The organism is Micromonospora sp. NPDC047074, from assembly GCF_040643815.1.
Taxonomy (GTDB): domain Bacteria; phylum Actinomycetota; class Actinomycetes; order Mycobacteriales; family Micromonosporaceae; genus Micromonospora.
In genome coordinates, this window is sequence record NZ_JBEYVB010000084.1 from 1 (window position 1) to 2,332 (window position 2,332).

A 2,332-nucleotide genomic window follows, 5' to 3' on the forward strand; every position below is an offset into this window, starting at 1 on the left:
CACCCCACCCCCCCCACCCCCACCCCACCCAAGCAAACAACCCAGCCCCCTAGGATGCCCTAGCCGACGTGCACCCCCGCACACTCCCTCTCCACACACCCGCCCCCGTCCCCGCTCACCCCAGCGCGCCGCGATCTTGCAGTTTCTGCCCGGGCACAAGCTCCATAGGGGACAGATGCGGGGCCGAAACTGCAAGATCGCGGCGCGGGGAAGGGGTGGGGACGGGGGTGGGGGGTTACTTCGAGGGCTGGGGGAGTTCGCAGTCGACCTTGGGGTTGGCTCCGATGTAGTTCAGCGGGCCGGCCACGATGGTCACCAGGATGGTGCCGGCCTCGGCGCAGTTCGTGTCGTCGCCGCTGTAGTAGCCGCGCTGCCCGGCGGCGACCGCGCCGATGATCAGCCAGATGACGACCAGGACTCCGAATATCGACGTGCCGCGCATCGCTGCCTCCGCAAGGGTGTGGTGTATCGAGGTGCTGGGCGTTGTACCCAATCGCGATGAACCGCTAACGGAGTCGCCGATCGACCAGCCGACGGCCGGTCAGTGCGGCGGGGCGGGCGCCTCGGGCGGGCGGCCCCTGCTGCGGCGCGTGTCGGCCACGGCCACCCCGGCCAGGACCAGCATGGCCGCGAGCGAGGTGTACAGGGGCGGCAGGAAGAGCACCGCCGGCGCGAGGCTGAGCAGGGCCAGCAGGCCGCCGGGGCGCGACAGCGAGACCCGGCTGAACACCTCGTACTCGAAGGCGGAGCGGCCGAGGAGGAACAACGCCGGGCCGCCGAGGATGACCGCCACCCAGGCCGGCGGGGTGTGCCCGAGGGGATGCTTCAGGACCAGTTCGAAACCGGCGGCGGTGGTGACCACTCCGGCCACCATCAACAGGTGGGTGTAGGGGGCGGTTTCGAGGAACTTGTTCGGCGCCCTGGAGGTGGCGATGGCCAACGGCAGCAGCTCACCGGACTTGTGCACGTAGATCCGCCACAGCAGCAGGGTGGTGAAGAAGGCGATGGCGAACGCGGCGATGTTCTCGGCCTCGGAGTGTTCGAGGCTGAACAGCGTGCCGATGGTCAGGATGGCGTCACCGAGGGCGATGATGAAGAACTGCTGGTAGCGCTCGGAGAGGTGCTCGGCGGTGACGGTGCGCTGTTTCTCGGGCACCACGCCGAGGCCGGGCACGGGGTAGGCGAGCCGGAAGCCGACGTAGTCGATGGCGAGGGCGAGGGCCCACAGCACCAGCCGGGCGTTTCCGGAGACGTACGCGCCGACCATCCAGGGCACCGCCGAGACCGCGAACCAGCTGAAGACGCGCGCCGCGCGGCGCTGGCTCTCCTGGTGCCGCCGTACCGTCGGCATGAGGAACAGGCCACGGCCGAGGTGGATCGCCACGTACGTGGCGGCGAAGACGATCCCCCGCGCCTCGAACGCCTCCGGGATGGCGGTGGTCATCAGCAGCGTCCCGAACATCACCGCCGTGATCAGCAGCTTGATCTCGGTGCGCTCGGCGTCGTACATGTCGGTGATCAGGGTGGTGATGGCCCAGGTCCACCAGAGCGCCGCCAGCAGGATCAGCGACTGGGCGGCGCGGGTCCAGTCCAGCCCGTGGACCAGGTTCCGGGAGATCAGGGCGAGCGCGACGACGAAGACCAGGTCGAAGAAGAGCTCCAGCAGGGTCACCCGCCTGGGCGCCTCCGGGTCACGGACGGGCGGGCGGGCCCGGCGCGGTGCAGGTTCCGGCGTGACGAACGGCACGGGCTGCTCCTGCGGTACCGGATTCGGCTCGGCCGGCCACCCGGCCCCTGCACCGACCGTAGCGACCCGAGGGCCGGCCGAGGAGCAATACGCCGCTTTCCGTCCGTCCGCCGGTCGGCGCGCCGACATCTCACCAGTGGACGCGCCCAGGCACGCAGCGCCAGATCTGGTAGACGCCGGGGCGGTAACGTCGACAGCAGTTCGGCAGCTCCCGTACCGCTCGAAAGCTCTGCCACGGTGGCCCCGGCAACGCTCCGTGACAGAATCCACCACGGTGGCGGCTGTGGGTGGACCCGCAGGTCACTCTCCCGCCGCCGAACGCGCACTCGGAGCGCAAGATTGTGCTCGATCCGGGATCGAGTGGCATCCAGTCGCCAGAATGGCCACCCGATCCAGGATCGAGCACGATCTTGGATCGGGTGGTGTGTGTGGGAGGCGAGGCGTGGGGGCGGCGACAGCCGTTCGGTTCCGTGGGGGGGGGGGGGCCCCCGAACGGCCCCGGCACCGGGGGGGCCCCGCCGCCCGCGGGGGCCCCCGCGGGCGCACGGAGCAGGCCCGCCCGCCCGGGGGGAGGCGGGGCGGCCG

At 71.0% G+C, this 2,332-nt stretch carries 2 protein-coding genes; both read right to left on the minus strand.

Going from position 1 to position 2,332, the window contains the following annotated elements; translation table 11 throughout:
• Positions 1 to 235 precede the first annotated feature (235 nt).
• The gene (locus tag ABZ809_RS34440) at positions 236 to 442 is read right to left on the minus strand and encodes a hypothetical protein (RefSeq protein WP_091630565.1); all 207 of its coding nucleotides are present in this window, start codon (positions 440 to 442) and stop codon (positions 236 to 238) included.
• A 99-nt stretch (positions 443 to 541) separates the two neighbouring features.
• Positions 542 to 1,747, minus strand: coding sequence for a low temperature requirement protein A (locus ABZ809_RS34445; protein WP_357566844.1), 1,206 nt, complete (start codon positions 1,745 to 1,747; stop codon positions 542 to 544).
• Between the last annotated feature and the right edge of the window lie 585 nt (positions 1,748 to 2,332).